The 14889-nt window shown below is 51.5% G+C and carries 16 protein-coding genes; 7 read left to right on the top strand and 9 right to left on the bottom strand.

Going from position 1 to position 14889, the window contains the following annotated elements; all coding sequences use genetic code 11:
- Positions 1-64: 64 nt before the first annotated feature.
- From ACXAH1_RS21205 to lptM, 6 genes are all read right to left on the bottom strand, one after another.
- Entirely contained in the window at positions 65-769 is a 705-nt protein-coding gene (locus ACXAH1_RS21205; RefSeq protein ID WP_475199436.1) for an HAD-IA family hydrolase, read from the bottom strand.
- 59 nt (positions 770-828) lie between these two features.
- Positions 829-1773 (bottom strand): tyrosine recombinase XerC, encoded by a 945-nt coding sequence (xerC, locus tag ACXAH1_RS21200; protein ID WP_475199434.1) that lies wholly within the window; start codon positions 1771-1773, stop codon positions 829-831.
- Positions 1770-2414, bottom strand: a complete 645-nt coding sequence (locus ACXAH1_RS21195; protein WP_475199432.1) for a DUF484 family protein — start codon at positions 2412-2414, stop codon at positions 1770-1772. Before ACXAH1_RS21195 ends, xerC begins: the two co-directional genes overlap by 4 nt.
- A complete protein-coding gene (gene dapF, locus ACXAH1_RS21190) occupies positions 2411-3241 on the bottom strand; it encodes a diaminopimelate epimerase (protein WP_475199431.1) in 831 nt (276 codons plus the stop codon). The genes ACXAH1_RS21195 and dapF overlap by 4 nt, the downstream gene beginning before the upstream one ends.
- Positions 3242-3330: 89 nt before the next feature.
- Positions 3331-4584 carry a diaminopimelate decarboxylase gene (gene lysA, locus ACXAH1_RS21185; RefSeq protein WP_475199429.1) on the bottom strand — a complete coding sequence of 418 codons (1254 nt, stop codon included), beginning with the start codon at positions 4582-4584 and terminating at the stop codon, positions 3331-3333.
- Positions 4585-4782 (bottom strand): LPS translocon maturation chaperone LptM, encoded by a 198-nt coding sequence (lptM, locus tag ACXAH1_RS21180; protein WP_475199427.1) that lies wholly within the window; start codon positions 4780-4782, stop codon positions 4585-4587.
- 127 nt (positions 4783-4909) lie between these two features.
- On the opposite strand from lptM, the gene cyaY reads away from it, so the two are divergent.
- The 7 genes from cyaY (at position 4910) to add (ending at position 11919) form a co-directional block, all read left to right on the top strand.
- Entirely contained in the window at positions 4910-5230 is a 321-nt protein-coding gene (gene cyaY, locus ACXAH1_RS21175) for an iron donor protein CyaY (protein WP_475199425.1), read from the top strand.
- Positions 5230-5883 (top strand): alpha/beta hydrolase, encoded by a 654-nt coding sequence (locus ACXAH1_RS21170; protein WP_475199465.1) that lies wholly within the window; start codon positions 5230-5232, stop codon positions 5881-5883. The genes cyaY and ACXAH1_RS21170 overlap by 1 nt, the downstream gene beginning before the upstream one ends.
- Positions 5884-5900: 17 nt before the next feature.
- Entirely contained in the window at positions 5901-6782 is an 882-nt protein-coding gene (locus ACXAH1_RS21165; RefSeq protein ID WP_475199423.1) for a DUF2914 domain-containing protein, read from the top strand.
- A gap of 19 nt (positions 6783-6801) precedes the next feature.
- Positions 6802-7740 carry a hydroxymethylbilane synthase gene (gene hemC, locus ACXAH1_RS21160; protein ID WP_138553044.1) on the top strand — a complete coding sequence of 313 codons (939 nt, stop codon included), beginning with the start codon at positions 6802-6804 and terminating at the stop codon, positions 7738-7740.
- 1 nt (position 7741) lies between these two features.
- Entirely contained in the window at positions 7742-9541 is a 1800-nt protein-coding gene (locus tag ACXAH1_RS21155; protein WP_475199420.1) for a uroporphyrinogen-III C-methyltransferase, read from the top strand.
- Positions 9538-10641 (top strand): heme biosynthesis HemY N-terminal domain-containing protein, encoded by a 1104-nt coding sequence (locus ACXAH1_RS21150; protein ID WP_475199419.1) that lies wholly within the window; start codon positions 9538-9540, stop codon positions 10639-10641. The genes ACXAH1_RS21155 and ACXAH1_RS21150 overlap by 4 nt, the downstream gene beginning before the upstream one ends.
- A 282-nt stretch (positions 10642-10923) precedes the next feature.
- Positions 10924-11919: an adenosine deaminase gene (gene add, locus ACXAH1_RS21145; protein WP_253110118.1), complete on the top strand. Its 996-nt coding sequence runs from the start codon at positions 10924-10926 to the stop codon at positions 11917-11919.
- A 30-nt stretch (positions 11920-11949) separates the two neighbouring features.
- Here the strand turns inward: add and ACXAH1_RS21140 are convergent, their stop codons facing one another.
- From ACXAH1_RS21140 to ubiD, 3 genes are all read right to left on the bottom strand, one after another.
- The gene (locus ACXAH1_RS21140; protein WP_475199416.1) at positions 11950-12360 is read right to left on the bottom strand and encodes a CBS domain-containing protein; all 411 of its coding nucleotides are present in this window, start codon (positions 12358-12360) and stop codon (positions 11950-11952) included.
- Between the two features lie 128 nt (positions 12361-12488).
- Positions 12489-13202, bottom strand: a complete 714-nt coding sequence (fre, locus tag ACXAH1_RS21135; RefSeq protein ID WP_475199414.1) for an NAD(P)H-flavin reductase — start codon at positions 13200-13202, stop codon at positions 12489-12491.
- 144 nt (positions 13203-13346) lie between these two features.
- Positions 13347-14819 carry a 4-hydroxy-3-polyprenylbenzoate decarboxylase gene (gene ubiD / locus ACXAH1_RS21130; RefSeq protein ID WP_475199411.1) on the bottom strand — a complete coding sequence of 491 codons (1473 nt, stop codon included), beginning with the start codon at positions 14817-14819 and terminating at the stop codon, positions 13347-13349.
- Positions 14820-14889 lie beyond the last annotated feature (70 nt).

Genomic DNA, 14889 nt, shown 5'->3' with positions numbered 1-14889 from the left:
TTTGTTAAAAGTTTGCAACAGAAGTAGGGTCACCTGCGGTTGGGAACACAATCAGCGGATAGTATTAAGTGAGTAATAACGACAGGGCATGAATATCGCGAATTTCTATATCCGCCAGCCCCTGATAACGATATTTGATGCCCTGGTTATTGAGCCACACACTGCGGCAACCCGCCAGGTTTGCGCCTTGCACGTCGGTATCCAGGCTGTCACCAATGTGCAGTAGCTGATTAGGCGCCACATTACAGTGCTGGCAGGCCGCATCAAACAGGTCAGTATGGGGTTTGGCGCGACCATCTCTTCCGGCCATCAACACCTGTTCAAACTGACCTGCAAGGTTAAAGCGCTCGACCTCGACATTGCCATTGGTGATGGCGATCAGCCGGAACCGTGTTCTCAGGCTAGCCAACAGGTTAAGTACGGACTCATCAACGACTATCTGGCTGCGTGCCGTTGCAAACGCCTGATAGGCCGCTTCGGCATGTGTCTCAGTTTCAGCTGGGCTGAAGCCGGCTTGCTGTAAACCAAAACGCAATGCCACCTGACGCCAGCGGGTAACGTCATTGGTCAATTCAGGGTGCTGAATTGCAACCTGTTTACGGCATTTGAGCCAATATTCTGGCCCCTGGGCACGCCAGGGCGCAAGTGCATTGACGTAGTCGTTCATGGCCTGAACCGCAGCGGCGATCACTGGGTGGTTGTTATACAAAGTATCATCCAGGTCGAAGCTCAGAACCTGGATCTCATCAATGGCACGGTTAAATCGCATAACACTTCTCTTTACTGAAAGTTCGCCAGAGTTTACCTAATTAATGGCCAAAGACCTACTTAGTCTTTACGCTGTTTGCGTGCTCTGGGGTGGGCATTGTCATACACTTTGGCAAGATGGCCAAAATCAACATGAGTATAAACCTGAGTGGCGGATAAACTGGCGTGACCTAACATTTCCTGAATGGCCCGCAGATCACCACTGGATTCGAGTAAATGGGTGGCAAAGGAATGGCGCAGTTTGTGAGGATGAATGGTGCCTGAGATCCCCTGACGGATCCCCCATTCCTGCATTCTGGCACGTACATGGCGCGCTGAAATACGGGTTTTGCGCTTACTGACAAACAACGCGGGCTCCTCTGCCGTGGCAAACTGAGGGCGATGTTTGAGCCAGAGTGTGATGGCTTCCAGCGCTTTGGCGCCAACTGGTACGACGCGTTCTTTATTGCCCTTACCCAGTACCCGGATCTCGCCATCACGGATGTCGTGAAGGTTGGCATTAACCAGTTCACTGACACGCAGCCCGCTGGAGTACATCAGCTCCATAATGGCTTTGTCTCGCAGTGCCAGAATATCATCGTCCCGGATATCCAGAAGCTGCGCCATTTGGTCGACATCCAGACTTTTTGGCAGGGGCTTTTGAAATTTAGGACCGCGCAACCCCTGAGCCGGATTCGGCGTTTCGGCGTGGGCCTGGTGCTTGTGCTGCAAAAACTTATACAAGCTGCGTACGCAGCTGAGTTTCAGGTTGATACTGCGCGGGTTATATTGCCGGGTGCGCAGTTGTATCGAATAGCGCCTGACCAGCTCACTGCTGACTGCCAGCCAATGGTCACAATGAGGTGCAAAAAAAGCGGCGGCCTGCAACAGTTGACGTCGGTACTGGCCCAGCGTATGTGCCGAGTATTGACGTTCAAACTGCAGGTAAGCGGCAAACTCAGCAATCGGTTCCAGCCAGCCCGGGCCGAGGTCATTTGGATTCACATCGAGATGCGGTTTGCTCATGCCAGATGGTGTAATCGAAGTGCCAGGGAAGTGACCAGTTCACTGACGAACAAGTCGCCGTTACCTGGGGCGAAGTGATCGGCGCAATGACTGGCAAATAACAGCAGGGCTTTGGGGGCCTCACTGTCACCTAGTGTATATAACGCAAAGGACTGACACTGAGTGTCTTCGAACAGCCCGGTACGTTCGGCCTGACTCAGGCGACCCAGATAACAGCTCGAATCTTTGAGCCGACTGCGTTGCAATGCGCTGACGGCACGTACCTGTTCATTGTCTTCTTGTAAATTGATCAGCTGACAATGACTGACTTTGGGTAATTGAGTTAATTCATGACTCAGTAAATCGGTCAGGGAAGACACATCCTCACACTGCCACAGGCGACGCTGGCACTCACTGAACAGACGATAAATCTGTTCATTCTCATTAGCATGCGCAACCATCTGTGCGATCTGTTTTTCAAGTTGCTGATTGCGCTCACGCAAAGTGCGTTGCTGTAATAAAGCCAGATTAGGCGCACCCTGAGAATCGTTGTATAGATTGAGCTCAAGCAACAGGTAAGGGTGTTGCAGCAAAAATTCGGGGTGGTGGTGGAGAAAATCCTGAACCTGCTGAGGTGTCAGCGAGCCTGCGCCATTACTCATAAGGCGATTTGTCCGTCGAATACGTGTTCCGCAGGGCCGGTCATTTTAACGCTCTGGCCCGGGCCATTCCAGCGCACCTGAATGCTACCGCCCGGTAAATCGACCCGCACAGTGCTGGCCAGTTTATCCTGGGCAATACCGACGACTGCTGCGGCACATGCGCCGCTGCCGCATGCCAACGTTTCAGCCGCGCCCCGCTCCCAGACTCGCAATTTAATGTGCTCACGGTTGATAATTTGCATAAAACCAATATTAGCACGTTTTGGAAAACGTTCATGTTGCTCAAGCAGGGGACCAAGCGTGTTAACCTCTGCCTGGTCGATATCTTCAACCTCTATCACACAATGTGGATTACCCATAGACACGACACCGCAGAAGACGGTGTGTTCATGTGCACGTAGAATATAGGTTTGTTCCTGTTGCTTTGCTTTAAATGGGATTTGCGCAGGTGCAAATTCCGGTTTACCCATATTGACCGTAACCTGGCCGTCTTTTTCGGTGAACAGAGTAATGTTGCCACCTTTGGTGGAGACACTCACTTTATGCTTATTGGTCAGGCCTTTCATGCGGACAAAGCGCGCAAAACAGCGTGCACCATTACCGCACTGTTCTACTTCGGTACCGTCAGCATTGAAGATCCGATAATGAAAATCCAGATCAGGTGAATAGGGCGGTTCAACCAGTAACAGCTGGTCGAAACCGATGCCAAAATTACGGTGTGCCAGTTTACGGATCTGGTCTCGTGACAAAAAAACATTCTGGGTCACATTATCAACGACCACAAAATCATTGCCTAAACCATGCATCTTAGAAAAATTTACAAACATAAAGCCTTATCTATTTTGGTGTCGGCGGCCAGCAGGCACCGCACCTATTTTATGATTGTGATAACCTTACTTTGCCATGCCGCGCATCATTACGGAAGCACTTGCTCGCCTTGCCACAAGGATTCCAGTGTCTCTCTTTCGCGGATCAGGTGACAGGCATCCCCATCGACCATGATTTCTGCAATGCGCGGACGTGAGTTGTAATTCGAGCTCATGGTAAAGCCATAGGCACCGGCACCACGTTGGGCCAACAAGTCACCAGGCTGAATTGCCAGTGGTCGATCTTTACCAATAAAATCGCCTGTCTCACACACCGGCCCTACAACATCGTAGGTATACAGCGGCGTATCATCCTGGCGCGGTGTAACGGCAATGATCTGTTGCCACGCCTGATACAGAGAAGGCCGCAACATGTCATTCATGCCGGCGTCAACAATGGCAAAGTGCTTGTCTTTGGTTGGTTTAAGGTATTCAACTTTGGTGACCAGGATCCCGGCATTTGCGGCAATAGCACGGCCTGGCTCAAAGATCAGTTCCAGATGTTGATACTCGGCGAGTCGCGCTTTGACCTCAGCTGCATAGGCACTGGGGTGTGGCGGCTTTTCGCTGTCATAGGGCACGCCCAGACCGCCGCCAATATCCAGATGCCTGAGCGTAATACCCGCCGATGCGAGTGTCTCTACCAACGCAAGTACTTTGTCCAGGGCCGCAATAAAGGGGGTGACTTCGGTAAGCTGGGAGCCGATGTGAAAATCAATGCCCACAACATCAATGCCGGGCAAAGCACAGGCAAGCTGATAGACATTGAAGGCTTCTTTAATATCAATACCGAATTTGTTTTCTTTTAGCCCGGTCGAAATATAAGGATGTGTTTTGGCATCTATATCCGGATTGACCCGAATTGAAACCGGCGCGAGCAAATCGAGTTCACTGGCCACTTGACTGATACGACGCAATTCAGCCTCGGACTCGACGTTAAAGCATTTTATGCCAGTTTCGAGTGCAAAAGCGATTTCCTGTGCGGTTTTTGCTACGCCGGAAAACACGATTTTAGCCGGATCGCCGCCAGCTTTGAGCACCCGGGCTAATTCTCCTTGCGAGACTATGTCAAACCCGGCACCCAGCCTTGCCAGTACATTCAGTACCGCGATGTTGCTGTTTGCTTTAACAGCATAACAGACCAGATGTGGGTGTCCTGCGGCCGCATCGGTGAACGCATGGTAGTGGCGCTCCAGCGTTTTTCTTGAATACACATAGCAGGGCGTACCATAGTGCTCGGCGATGTCCCGGATGGCGACCTGCTCTGCATGTAGCTGATTATCCTGGTAGTGAAAGAAATCCATTTACGACTCCTGTTTCGTATCATCGTCCTCAGACGGTGCGGTATCCTGAGCAGGCTGAGGCGTTTGCTCGGGCGCATTGATCGGTTGTGGACGTTGCTCTGGCAAATAAAGGGGGCCACTCTGACCGCATCCACTTAGCAGCAAGAGGCTGGTCAAGATCAGGGTAAATAGGCTAAATTGAGTGTATGTCGCTTTCATTAGATTAATGATGTCAGTGCCTTTATAATCGCAGAGTAACAGAATTGGTAAAAAAAGCAGCTTAGAAAGTAAATTTAATTCCGCGAAAGTAGCGGACTTTCGGGGTTTGCACAGTAAGGATCAAGCTATGACAGATCATGAGTATCACGAGTTAGCCGATGCGTTAATGTTGACCATTGAGGAGCAAATTGACGACTGTGAGGTTGACCTGGATTATGAATCGGCATCCGGGATCCTGGAGATCATTTTTCCGGACCGCAGTAAAATAGTGATTAACAAGCAAGCTCCACTGCACCAGGTGTGGGTTGCAACTAAGTTTAACGGGCATCATTTTGAGCTGCGCGATACGCAGTGGATAGATAACCGCAGTGGTGCCGAGTTCTGGCAGTTTATGAGCGATGCAGCAACACGCCAGGCGGGCCAGAGCATAGAGTGGCAGCACGACTGATGCTGCCGTTTGTAGAGTACCCGGCCCAGGGAACCCACAGGGCAAGCGTGATTTGGTTACATGGTCTGGGCGATTCCGGAGAGGGCTTCTTACCGATCGCACCTGAGTTAAGGCTACCCGCCGAACTGGGTGTGCGGTTTATTTTCCCGCACGCGCCAGAGCAGCCAGTGACCGTGAATAATGGTATGGTGATGCGCTCCTGGTATGACATCAAATCTTTTGATCTGGATAAAAGAGCCGACGAAGCGGGTGTGAGAGACTCAGCGAAGCTGGTTCAGGCACTGATTGAAGCTGAGCTGGACGCTGGCATACCACCAGAGCGTATTATTCTGGCTGGATTCTCACAAGGTGGCGTGATGGCACTGCACCTGGCACCGCGTTTAAAAGTGCGGTTAGGTGGTGTGATGGCCCTGTCGTGCTATATGTGTGCACCGGATAAGCTGGCACAGGAAGCAGTGCAGGCCGACCTGAGCGTGTTTATGGCCCATGGCAGCCTAGACCCTGTAGTCCCTATGGTGGCTGGACGACAGGCCTTTGACACCTTACAAGCTCAAGGCTACGAAGTTAGCTGGCAGGATTACCCGATGCAGCATCAGGTTTGCCAGGAAGAGCTGGAGGCAATCCGCACCTGGTTACTGGCCAGGCTAACGTGACAACAGAGTGAGCACCCATGACACAACGTATTGTGATTAAAACCGCAGTAACCAAAGCGAACGAGGTCCCGGCAAGGCCCGTCACCTACCAATATCATTGGCGCCGCATTGGTGTGGTTGGTAGCGTGGCTGCAATTGGCCTGGCAGCCACGTTTTATGGGATAGTGAACTCGGTGAGTGCAGACGAGCAACCTGTCGAGGTAGTAGATGCGTATCAGAGCCCAGAGCCTACAAACAGTGTGTCTGGCGTCATTGCAGAAGATATGCTTGTTACAGATACGGCGCTTGTAGCATCTGTTGAAAACATTCAGCCTGCCTCGGAAGAATCGCTCCCCGAGCTGGTGGCCCAGCCGACCGACGAGCTTGTTAGTGCAACTGAGTCTGAAGCGGCGGCAATCGCGGCCGTTGAGTCAGAGTTTGTTGAGCTGAAAGATGAAGCCGCGGTGGCGAGTGCAGACTTACAAGTGGACGAGCCTGACAATGGTCGTGACAGTGAGACGGCCAAACGGTTTGCGGAAGACGCCCGGGTTGCCAGCGTGGCCATGGCTGCACAAGTTGATACCACTCACGTGAGTCGTGCGGTGCTGACCACAGAGGTTGTGGAGCGGGAGCCGGTCGATGTACTCAAAGACAGTGTCGAGCAAAGTGCCTTTTCGGAGAAGTTGTATTTCTTTACCGAAGTGCGTGGGTTGCAGGGACAAACTATACGGCACCTGTGGTTTCATCAGGATCAGTTGATGGCTGAAATTGAGCTGCCTATCAGTGCCTATCGGCATCGGACCTACTCCAGCAAAAATATTATGCCAAGCCAAAGTGGTCAGTGGCGGATTGAAGCAATCACCGCTGATGACCGGCTGTTGGCACAGAAAACCTTTAGAATTATTGCAACCGCTCAATAGCGAGCAAACTGAGTAAAGCATGACGACGAAAAAGAATGTGTTGCGTATCGCAACAAGAAAAAGTGCACTGGCCCTGTGGCAGGCCGAGTTTGTGAAAGCCGAACTGGAAAAGTTTCACGCCGATCTGGAAGTCGAACTGGTTCCTATGTCGACCAAAGGCGATAAGATTTTAGATACGCCGCTGGCTAAGATTGGTGGTAAGGGTTTGTTCGTCAAAGAGCTCGAGCAGGCGATGCTGGAAGGGCGTGCAGATATCGCCGTACATTCAATGAAAGATGTGCCTGTAGAGTTTCCTGACGGGCTTGAACTGCATACCATTTGTGAGCGCGAAGATCCCCGCGATGCGTTTGTCTCGAATACCTATCAATCGCTGGCAGAGTTACCGGCAGGTGCTGTTGTGGGGACATCCAGTTTACGCCGTCAGTGTCAGATCCGTGCAGTACGCCCAGACCTGGTGATCAAAGACTTACGCGGTAATGTGAATACGCGCCTGGCCAAACTGGATGCCGGTGAATTTGATGCCATTATTCTTGCCGCTGCGGGATTGATCAGACTGGAAATGGCTGAGCGGATCGCCAGTTTTGTTACGGTTGAAGATTCGCTACCCGCGAATGGCCAGGGTGCCGTAGGCATTGAATGTCGAAGTGACGATGCGCAGGTTCAGGCCTGGCTGGCTCCCCTTGAGCATAGTGCAACGCGCATGCGTGTGTTGGCTGAGCGGGCCATGAACCGTCGCCTGGAAGGCGGGTGTCAGGTCCCTATTGGTGCATATGCCGAAATTGACGGTGAACAATTGACCTTGCGTGGTCTGGTGGGCGCGGTAGATGGCAGCCAGATCCTGCGAGGGGAGCAAAGCGGTCCGGTCGCCGACGCTGAGCAGCTGGGGATCCGCCTGGCTGAGTCTTTGCTGGCGCAAGGTGCGGACCAAATTTTGGCTGAGGTTTACCGGGACAACTAATGTGAAACTAGCCATCACACGTCCGGCAGGCAAAGGAACACTGCTTGCCGATCAGCTCGAAGCACAGGGGATCAGTTGTGACTGCACCCCCGTGCTGGAGCTGGTAAAACTGCCGGTCAGTGATACTGAACTGGCCCCCGTCACAGATGCTGATCTACTCATTTTCATATCTCAGGATGCGGTGCACTATCTGGCACAGCATCAGCCCGACTTCTCTGCCGACTGTCAGTTTTTCGCGGTGGGCGAAAAGACCGCCGCAGCCATCGAAGCGTGCTTTAATCGCCAGGCTTGTGTGCCTCAGCAGCATGACTCCGAGGGTTTACTTGCCTTATCGGCACTGCAACAGGTTGAAGGTAAACGGGTTGTGGTGGTCAAGGGTCGAGGTGGTCGCACACTGATCAGTAAGATGCTCAAACAGCGTGGTGCGCTGGTATCGCATTGCGTAGTCTATGAGCGGATCCCGGCTGCAACAGGGTCCGATATCTGGTTGGACCACTGGCAAAGGCTGGGCATTGACGGTATAGTGATCACCAGCAATGCAGCCATTGACGCCATCTTCAATACCCAGCAGAGCGAATTACTGAACTGGCTGAGCAGTCGCCGGTTTTATCTGGTTAGTCAACGCAGTGCAGAATATCTTCGCGAACAATACGCGATTGAGGACAAACAAATCGCCATCAGTGCAGGGGCAGATAACGATGCGTTACTGGCCTGCATTATGGACAATCAGCCCCGCCAAGGTGGAACTATGACAGAACAACAACAAAGTCACTCAGGCCCTCAGTCTTCGGGCAAAACATCTAAATCCGTCAATGCATCCGGAAAAATCAGTAAAACGGCTGTTCTGGCTCTATTGGTAGCACTGGCTTCCGGTACCGGCGCGGGAGGAGTGTATTATCTGGGGCAGCAGCAGCTGCACCAATACCAGCAAACGCTGACACAACTGGGTAGTGAAAATCAGCAGTTACGTACAGAATTGGCAGCCAGCAAACAGGCACTTAGCGCGCTGCGTGGCGAGGTGGCTGACCGTGAGCAGCAGGTTGCACAGCAACTTAACGCGCAAACTCGTGAGCTTGAGCAACGCTTACAGAACACACTGCAGGCAGCCAAACAGCAACTGGGTGGTGCCCAAAAAGCAGAGATAACCGCTTTGATACGCAGTGTAGAGTTTCAGACCAATATCCAAAAGCACTACTTGGCCGCAGCCGCGACCTTGACTCGTCTGAACGATCTGATGCGTGAGCAGAGCAATACATCGGCGGTGCAAACGGCTATTGCTGCCGATCTGGCGCTGTTGAATGCCCAGCCAAAACCTCAGCTGGAAGCGCTGTATCTGGATCTGCACGGTTATGTTGCTCAGGCCGATGACTTACCATTACAGATCATGACTAAACCAGCGGAGCAGCAATCTGAGCAAAGCGAACTGACAGAGCAGGTGAGTGACTGGAAGGCCAATGCCTGGCGCTCCTGGTTAAAAATCCAGGATCAGTTCATAAAGGTACGCAGTCACGATAAACCGGTTATTGATCCGCTGTTAGATGCCGAGGAACAGCAGCTTATTCGTGCTCAGCTGAGTAGTTATCTGCGTCAGGCCCAGACGGCATTGATGCAGCAACAGCAGAGTATTTATTTTACCGCGCTGGAAGGGGCGGGCGCGACCTTAGCGCGTTACTACCGGACTGAGGACAGTGCGGTGGTGGCAATGCAGGCTGGCCTGAAAGCACTGCAACGCAAAGAGTTTGCAGCGCCTGCAACCCTTGAGTTACAAACCCCTCAGGCGGTGAAGGAGTGGTTACAATGACACGCACACTGATCTCTGTTTTAGTGCTTCTGGGCGTGCTGGCAGCTGGCCATTTGTTGATCGACGAGAAAGGCTATCTGCTGATTGCGGTGAACAACCACACCATAGAGACCTCCTTGTTTGCACTTGCTGTCATGGTGATTTTTGCTGTGCTGCTCGGTGCTTTGGTGCTGAACTTGCTCGGTGCACTCTGGCGGACCTTCGTCCGTAGCCGTGGTTGGCTGAAAGGACGCAAAAATAAACGTCAACAACACGCACTGGAAGCCGCTGTCTGGGCATGTATTAATGGCGATGACGCACAATTGCAGCAAGCCCTGGCGATCGGTGACTTGCCCGCTCACTGGCAGGATCAGCAGCGCGCGATGGCAGCTCGGGTTGCGTTGCAACAGCAGCAGCCGACGCAGGCATTGGCAGAGCTACAGGCGATGTCTCCCCAATCGCAAGGGCAGGTTGCCAAGCTTTGGCTGGCAGCCAATCAGGGTGAGCAGGCATTAACCCTGCTGGGAGCTCAGATGGCCGATAAAAAAGTGTCTGACAGTGTGGTGGCAAGCTATCTTGAGGCTTTGATCCAGGCCGGGCAGAGTGAACAAGCACTAGCATTGCTCCAGCAAAAGTACAAACAGCTGGACTGGTCAGAGGCGCGCTGGAAAACGTATCTGAACGCCTTGCTTGCAATCGATGACAGCACGGCGCAGGCCACGTTTAATGCGCTGCCTAAAGCACTGCGGCCTTTAGCAGCGCCAGCGCTGACCCAACAAGCGCTGCGTCATGGCCAGTTTGATGCTGTGCGTGGTGACTTACTGAAATATCTTAAAAAAGGTCAATATCAGCAACTGGCAGAGGCGTTACAGTATGCCGCCAGTTCGGATCCTGAATTGCGTAAACTGATCCAGGCCGCCTTAAAGAAACAGCCGGATCAGCCTGAACTGCTGTTCTGCCTGGCGTGTCTGGCCAATGCACAAGGGGAGCATGAGTTGGCAGCCAAGATTTTCGATACATTGGCTCAATCACCCTGGCAAGGGCTGTGGCAGCAACAAGCCGAACAGGCCTATGCCAAAACGGGGCAATTTGATAAGGCCTACCTGCTGGCCACCCAGTAAATCACTTATACAGTCAAAACACCGGTCGTCAGGCCGGTTTTTTGCTCTGGCACCCATCAGCTTGTAATATCACCTATCCTGACCTGAGAAAACCTCGGGACAACGCGCTATGTGCGCGCTCAATAACAATTTTTAAAATCGGTGGTAAAAGCAGTTGTCCATTGGGATGACTACATATGAATGTGGATTGGTGTAAATAATCGACTTTGCGGATATTTGTCCTTGAATCTACACTTAGGCTGCGTATGATCTGAAAAATTTTATCTGCAATCCGAGTGCCTTATGATCAATACCAAACTACCTTTACTTGATTTACACCGCCACTTAGACGGTAATGTACGTCCTGAGACCATTTTGGACCTTGGTCAGAAGTTCAATATGCCGCTGCCAGCACACGATGTGGAAGGCCTGAGGCCACATGTCCAGGTACTCGATAATGCGCCAAACCTGATGGCCTTTTTGGCAAAGCTGGACTGGGGCGTCAAGGTGTTGGGCGATTATGATGCCTGTCGCCGTATTGCAGTTGAAAATGTCGAAGATGCCATTGCTCAGAAGATGGATTACACCGAGCTGCGCTTTAGTCCTTATTATATGGCCAAAACCCATGACTTACATCCACAAGGTGTGGTGGAAGCGGTCGTTGACGGGATTCATTCGGCTACTCAGGGGCGTGATATCAAGGTCAATCTGATTGGTATTATGTCGCGTACCTTTGGTGTTGAAAAATGCCAATATGAACTCGATGCCCTGTTGGCGTTTAAAAATGACTTAGTTGCTGTAGATCTGGCCGGTGATGAAATCGGTTTTCCGGGGACACTATTTAACGACCATTTTAAACAAGTTCGTGATGCGTATCTGGGTGTGACCATTCACGCAGGCGAGGCGGAAGGTGCAAGCAGTATGTGGCAGGCGATCAACGAGCTGGGAGCGACGCGCATTGGCCACGGTGTGAAAGCCATTGAAGACCCTAAGCTGATGGATTACCTGCGCGACAACCGCATTGGCATTGAATCCTGCCTGACCAGTAACCTGCAAACCAGCACCGTCGCGAGCATTGAGACCCATCCCCTCAAGCAATTCTTAGATCATGGCATTCTGGCGACAATTAATACAGATGATCCAGCAGTACAAGGGGTGGAGTTGGACAACGAATTTGAACGGGCGGCGCCACTGGCAGGGCTCAGTGAAGCGGATATCAGACAGGCGCAAGCCAATGCGGTTGAGATTGCTTTTTTAAGTGACTCGGATAAGCAGGCGCTGTTACAGAAATATACCTAACTGGCGTTAGTACGTTCAAATACCTGCTGCTCAGTGCGCTGAGCAGCTTAAGTAGTTTTCTTTTAGTGCATTGAGTACCTGACTGCGGGTCACCACTGCTACCACCTTGCCATGCTCAATGACCGGATAGATCTTGGGTTTGTCCTGCTGCATCTGCGTGGCTAAATCTATCACTGTGGTGGTTTTGCTGACCGACAGGGTCTCTGTGCGCATCAATTGGCCGACTGCCGTGGCGCCATCACAGAAATAACTACTTTGCAGTAGCGGGGCCAGTAACTGTTGTTCGGAAATAAAGCCCACCAGTTTACCAGCATGGTCTTGTACCGGCGCACCAAATAGGGCGAATTTTTCGAGTTGTGCAATGGCGTCGGTGATTTCGGTATCGGGTGTGATCAGTGGAAACTGGGTAGACATGATGTCTGAGATAAATTGTTTAGCCATGTGGGTTCTCCTGTTAAGTGACAGTCCCAGTATGGATAAACGAAATTCATTTTAAAAATGGATTATTTGTATTACAGCGATTGGTTTTTTTGATTGATGCGCGATCAAGAGACCGCGCATTCAGTGAATTACTTAATAAATGCAAAGGCATCGGCGAACATAAATTCGCGTTGTGCGCCATGGTTGATGAAGTCATCACGTACGATGCCAATCATGTCAAAACGACCGGCCATATAAACACTGTATGGTTCCAAAGAGACAATGTCCTTCATCACTGCCTGGTGTACATAACCGGTGTGGCCTGTCCAAGTCTCTGATGCATGCTCTACCACAGGAATAAACTGGAAGTTTGCCCGGCTGTTTGCCCAGGCTTCCATCTCGGCCTTGGCATACAATGCCGATTCTTCTTTGACACCCCAGTAGAACAAGACTGGCTGATCATAGTTAATTTCCGCCAGGTGGTCGGCCATCGATTTTACATAGGAAAAACCGGTTCCGCCTGCCAGTAGTACTAGCGGACGCGCCTGTTCAGGACGAATTTGAGAGACGCCCAGTCCGACTTCTAAATCGACCTGTGTCTGGTTGCTGTGTGCTGCTTTTAAATGATCCAAAGCCTGCATGGCATAGGAGTCTGCGCCAGATGCACCTATATGTAGCTCCAGAGTATGTTTCTTCGACGGGCTACTGGCGATTGAGAACGCACGTTTGTCTTTTTCACCAAGTACTAATTGCAGGTAATGGCCAGCGGCAAATTCGGCATCCTGCTCGGGTGTTAAGACAACTTTAGATACGTATTCAGTCAGTGGCGAAATCTCGGCCACTGTGGCTTTGAGTACTTGCATTTTTTACCTTAGAAAATAAGCACGGTGGTGAAAGTGTGTGCACTTTACCACACTCGCGATTGCCCTGTAACCGCTTTCACACCGAGACAGACAGTTTCCCAGTTGGCTATCATCAGAAAACCAGAAAAAAGTCTGTCTTATTCGTTACGATTTCATGATTTTCAGGCTATCCCAGATCTCATCGACACGTTGTTTCGTCGCGTCATCCATGACGATGGGCTCACCCCATTCCCGATCGGTTTCACCCGGCCATTTGTTCGTTGCATCCATGCCCATTTTGGAACCAAGTCCAGATACAGGAGAGGCAAAATCGAGATAATCGATAGGCGTGTTCTCTATCATAGTGGTATCTCGTGCAGGATCCATGCGGGTCGTAATGGCCCAGATCACATCATTCCAGTCTCTGGCATTGACGTCGTCGTCGCACACTATGACAAACTTGGTATACATAAACTGGCGCAGGAATGACCACACACCCAGCATTACGCGCTTGGCATGGCCAGGATACTGTTTCTTCATGGTAACCACGGCCATCCGGTAAGAGCATCCCTCAGGTGGCAGGTAGAAGTCGACAATTTCCGGGAACTGCTTTTGTAAAATAGGCACAAAGACTTCATTGAGTGCAACGCCCAGAATGGCAGGTTCATCGGGTGGTCTGCCGGTATAGGTGCTGTGATAAATCGGGTTGTCGCGATGCGTGATGTGGGTGACTGTCATCACCGGGAAATCATCAACCTCATTATAATAGCCAGTGTGATCGCCATAAGGGCCCTCCGGTGCGGTTTCACCTGGCTGAATATAACCCTCCAGAATGATTTCCGCTGTGGCGGGTACCTGCAGATCATTAGAAACTGACTTAACAACTTCGGTCTTGCTACCACGCAGCAGGCCTGCAAACGCATACTCGCTTAGTGTATCTGGTACTGGTGTCACCGCACCGAGGATCGTTGCCGGGTCTGCACCTAGAGCGACTGAGACCGGATAAGGTTCGCCGGGGTTTTGCTGACACCACTCCTGAAAATCCAGAGCACCGCCGCGATGAGATAACCAGCGCATGATAATTTTGTTTTTACCGAGCAGCTGCTGACGATAAATGCCCAGATTCTGGCGCTTCTTGTGGGGTCCGCGGGTGACGGTTAAGCCCCAGGTGATCAAGGGTGCAGCATCACCCGGCCAGCAATGCTGGATTGGTAACTGAGTCAGGTCGACCTCATCACCACTCAATACGACCTGTTGGCAGGGGGCTTTTTTGAGCTCCTTCGTGGGCATATTGAGTACTTGTTTGAACACCGGGATTTGACCCAGAGCTTCTTTGATACCTTTAGGTGGCTCGGGCTCTTTCAGAAACGCCAGCAGTTTGCCGACTTCGCGCAATGCTTCCACGTCATCCTGACCCATCCCCATGGCAACCCGTTTTGGTGTGCCAAAAAGATTAGCGAGTACAGGCATGTCAAAGCCTATGGGATTTTCAAACAAGATAGCGGGCCCGCCGGCGCGCAATGTACGGTCTGCTATTTCGGTCATCTCCAGCTTGGTGGAAATGGGCTGGCTTACCCGCACCAGCTCACCCTGCTTTTCAAGCAGAGCTATAAATTCTCTTAAATCTTTATATTTCATCACTATCTAGGGCTGCACTGATTCAATGGCGCTAGTATAACAAGTCGCCAGATGTAGAACAGACATTTAC

The sequence above is a fragment of the Pseudoalteromonas sp. AWH4_217 genome, assembly GCF_056161105.1.
This window is presented reverse-complemented; position numbering and strand designations above follow the sequence as displayed.

Coding starts and splice junctions, on each gene's coding strand:
- ACXAH1_RS21140 (WP_475199416.1), bottom strand. CDS start 12,360: ATGGCTAAACAATTTATCTCAGACATCATGTCTACCCAGTTTCCACTG.
- hemC (WP_138553044.1), top strand. CDS start 6,802: ATGACGACGAAAAAGAATGTGTTGCGTATCGCAACAAGAAAAAGTGCA.
- ACXAH1_RS21165 (WP_475199423.1), top strand. CDS start 5,901: ATGACACAACGTATTGTGATTAAAACCGCAGTAACCAAAGCGAACGAG.
- add (WP_253110118.1), top strand. CDS start 10,924: ATGATCAATACCAAACTACCTTTACTTGATTTACACCGCCACTTAGAC.
- ACXAH1_RS21150 (WP_475199419.1), top strand. CDS start 9,538: ATGACACGCACACTGATCTCTGTTTTAGTGCTTCTGGGCGTGCTGGCA.
- lptM (WP_475199427.1), bottom strand. CDS start 4,782: ATGAAAGCGACATACACTCAATTTAGCCTATTTACCCTGATCTTGACC.
- cyaY (WP_475199425.1), top strand. CDS start 4,910: ATGACAGATCATGAGTATCACGAGTTAGCCGATGCGTTAATGTTGACC.
- ACXAH1_RS21205 (WP_475199436.1), bottom strand. CDS start 769: ATGCGATTTAACCGTGCCATTGATGAGATCCAGGTTCTGAGCTTCGAC.
- xerC (WP_475199434.1), bottom strand. CDS start 1,773: ATGAGCAAACCGCATCTCGATGTGAATCCAAATGACCTCGGCCCGGGC.
- dapF (WP_475199431.1), bottom strand. CDS start 3,241: ATGTTTGTAAATTTTTCTAAGATGCATGGTTTAGGCAATGATTTTGTG.
- ubiD (WP_475199411.1), bottom strand. CDS start 14,819: ATGAAATATAAAGATTTAAGAGAATTTATAGCTCTGCTTGAAAAGCAG.
- ACXAH1_RS21170 (WP_475199465.1), top strand. CDS start 5,230: ATGCTGCCGTTTGTAGAGTACCCGGCCCAGGGAACCCACAGGGCAAGC.
- ACXAH1_RS21195 (WP_475199432.1), bottom strand. CDS start 2,414: ATGAGTAATGGCGCAGGCTCGCTGACACCTCAGCAGGTTCAGGATTTT.
- fre (WP_475199414.1), bottom strand. CDS start 13,202: ATGCAAGTACTCAAAGCCACAGTGGCCGAGATTTCGCCACTGACTGAA.
- lysA (WP_475199429.1), bottom strand. CDS start 4,584: ATGGATTTCTTTCACTACCAGGATAATCAGCTACATGCAGAGCAGGTC.